General features: G+C 67.0%; 2 protein-coding genes. Both read right to left on the bottom strand.

All coding sequences use genetic code 11. The annotated features are described in order from the left end of the window. Window positions 1-93 precede the first annotated feature (93 nt). A complete protein-coding gene (locus Q0588_RS08580) occupies window positions 94-867 on the bottom strand; it encodes an ABC transporter permease (protein ID WP_298745531.1) in 774 nt (257 codons plus the stop codon). Next, a complete protein-coding gene (locus Q0588_RS08575; RefSeq protein WP_298745530.1) occupies window positions 864-1,802 on the bottom strand; it encodes an ABC transporter ATP-binding protein in 939 nt (312 codons plus the stop codon). The genes Q0588_RS08580 and Q0588_RS08575 overlap by 4 nt, the downstream gene beginning before the upstream one ends. Window positions 1,803-2,149: the final 347 nt, after the last annotated feature.

Here is a 2,149-nt window from a genome sequence, read left to right as displayed (position 1 = left end):
CGTCCAAACCCGGATCTTCGCTCCAGCCTTAGACTGGAGCCTGATTCACGGCATCGGCGGAATCGCGAAGCGAGTCCGCCTCAACCGATCAGGCTAGTTCTTCAACCGGTAGCCGGTCCTGAAGATCCAGCCGACCACGGCCAGGCAGGCCAGCAGGAAGCCGAGGGTCGCCGCCAGGCTGACGCCGATGCCGACGTCGCCGCTGCCGTAAAAGGTCCAGCGGAAGCCGGAGATCAGATAGACCACCGGATTGAACAGGGTCACGGTGCGCCAGGCCTCCGGCAGCATGTCGATCGAATAGAAGGAGCCGCCGAGGAAGGTCAGCGGCGTGACCACCAGCATCGGGATCATCTGCAGCTGTTCGAAGCCGTTGGCCCAGACGCCGATGATGAAGCCGAACAGGCTGAAGGTGGTCGAGATCAGGATCAGGAAGGCCAGCATCTCGACCGGATGCAGGATGCGCAGCGGCACGAAGAAGGCGGCGGTGGCGAGGATGATCAGGCCCAGCGCCGCCGACTTGGTGGCCGCCGCCCCGACATAGGCGATGACGATCTCGAGCGGCGACACCGGCGCGGACAGCAGTTCGTAGATGGTGCCGGTGAATTTCGGGAAGTAGATGCCGAACGAGGCGTTGAAGATCGACTGGGTGAACAGGCTGAGCATGATCAGGCCCGGCACGATGAAGGCCCCGTAGGCCACCCCGTCGATCTCGGTCATGCGGCTGCCGATGGCGGAGCCGAAGACCACGAAATACAGCGCCGTGGTGATCACCGGCGTGACCAGCGACTGCCAGATGGTGCGCATCGCCCGGGCCATTTCGAAGCGGTAGATGGCCCAGACGCCATGGCCGTTGAAGGTCAGGCTCATGCGGCCGCTCCCGGATCGCGGTGGACGAGGCTGACGAAGATGTCCTCGAGCGAGCTCTGGCGGGTGTTCAGGTCCTTGAAGGCGATGCCGAGGTCGCTGAGCCTGCGCAGCAGCGACGGCACGCCGGTCTTCTCGAGGTTGGAGTCGAAGACGTATTCGAGCTCGTGGCCCTCGTCCCTGAGCACCAGGTTCCATTCCGCCAGTTCCGGCGGCGTCTCCCGCAGCGGATCCTGGAGGTTGAGGGTCAGGGTCTTCTTGCCCAGCTTCTTCATCAGGGCGGCCTTGTCCTCGACCAGGATCAGCTCGCCCCTGAGGATCACCCCGACCCGGTCGGCCATCTCCTCGGCCTCCTCGATATAGTGGGTGGTCAGGATGATGGTCACGCCCTGGTCGCGCAGGCGGCGGACCAGGTTCCACATGTCGCGGCGCAGCTCGACGTCGACGCCGGCGGTGGGCTCGTCGAGGAACAGGATGTCGGGCTCGTGGCTCAGCGCCTTGGCGATCAGCAGCCGCCGCTTCATGCCGCCCGACAGGGTCCTGATCCGGGCGTCGCGCCTGTCCCACAGCGACAGTGCGCGCAGCACGCTCTCGATGTAGGCCGGGTTGGGCGGCTTGCCGAACAGGCCCCGGCTGAAGGTCACCGTGGCCAGCACCGATTCGAAGGCGTCGGTGGTCAGTTCCTGCGGCACCAGGCCGATCTTCGACCGCGCGGCGCGATAGTCGGCGCGGATGTCGTGGCCGTCGACGGTCACCGATCCGGTCGTCGGGGTGACGATGCCGCAGATGATCGAGATCAGCGTCGTCTTGCCCGCCCCGTTGGGGCCGAGCAGGGCGAAGATCTCGCCCTTGCGGATGGTCAGGTCGATCGGCCTGAGGGCCTGGAGGCCGGACTTGTAGGTCTTGGTCAGACCTTCGATGGAGATCACAGGCCGCATGCGCGCCCCTCCCTGGGCCGCCCGCAGATATGCGCCGGCGGGCCGCGCCTCAAGGGCGGAGCGCGCCGCGGAGCCATATTCCTTCCCGCGGGTCACGGCCGCCGCGCGACCTGAACCGGGATTGGCCGGCTCGACCCGCCCGTTCACGATCGGGCCGTAGTAGCTTTCCATGAACCGACCGGGACCAGGCCATGGGCCGGCCGGTCGGGGTCCAGTTCGACGGGCGCGGGGCCCTGCTGGTGGCCGACGACGTCGGCGATGTGATCTGGAGCGTCTCGCCCGCCGCCCCGGCCCGATGAGACGACGAAAAGCCCCGGCGAACGGTTTCGCCGGGGCCGCTTCGCCCG

The sequence above is a fragment of the uncultured Brevundimonas sp. genome (genome assembly GCF_937870815.1).
GTDB lineage: Bacteria > Pseudomonadota > Alphaproteobacteria > Caulobacterales > Caulobacteraceae > Brevundimonas.
Note: the sequence above shows the minus strand (reverse complement) of the source record. Positions and strands in the feature narration are given on the sequence as shown.

Excerpts from the sequence above, each read along its gene's own strand:
- Q0588_RS08575 (WP_298745530.1), bottom strand. The coding sequence starts at position 1,802 with ATGCGGCCTGTGATCTCCATCGAAGGTCTGACCAAGACCTACAAGTCC.
- Q0588_RS08580 (WP_298745531.1), bottom strand. The coding sequence starts at position 867 with ATGAGCCTGACCTTCAACGGCCATGGCGTCTGGGCCATCTACCGCTTC.